Source organism: Aminobacter sp. P4_D5 (assembly GCF_056401815.1).
The window spans coordinates 1-593 of the sequence record NZ_JBFUIP010001050.1 but is presented as its reverse complement, the minus strand read 5'-3'; the positions used below and the strand labels follow the sequence as shown (position 1 = coordinate 593).

At 72.7% G+C, this 593-nt stretch carries 1 protein-coding gene; it reads left to right on the top strand.

Features of this window, described 5'->3' with window-relative positions; genetic code table 11:
- Window positions 1–593: hypothetical protein (locus AC1DWF_RS36600; RefSeq protein ID WP_476843334.1), on the top strand; the 593-nt coding region annotated here is incomplete at both ends.

Below are 593 nucleotides of genomic sequence, written 5' to 3'. Positions count from 1 at the left end.
GATCGGCATGGACCTCGTCCGCCTCGCCCTGGAGCGCGCGGTGACGGCCGAGGCGGCGGTGGAGGCGATGATCGACCTGCTGGAGCGCCACGGACAGGGCGGCGATTGCGGCCACCTCAACGAGCATTTCTACGACAACTCCTTCCTGATCGCGGACCGGAACGGCGCCTTCGTGCTGGAGACGGTTGGCAGGTTGTGGGTGGCGGAGCGCGTGACCGGCACGCGCTCCAACTCCAATGCGCTGTCCATCGGCCACGGCGCCATCTGGCGCGCCAGCCCGGCGCTGATCGCGGACGCGGCGGCACGCGGCTTCGCCTCCGGCGCGGCCGATCTCGACTTCGCGCGGTCCTACTTCGACCCGGAGCGCGATGCCGCCAGCCAGGGCCGGGCCCGCTGTGCCCGCTCCGCGGAGCTGATGGCGCGCAAGGACGGCCATCTCACGCCCGCCGACATGATGGCGATCCTGCGCGACCACGGCGCGGCCGCGGAGAACGATCCGCATTGGCATCCGGCGCACGCGACCGGCCGGACCATCTGCATGCATGCCGCCGGCCCCGACCGGCGCGGCCAGAGCACGGCCTCGCTGGTCTCGG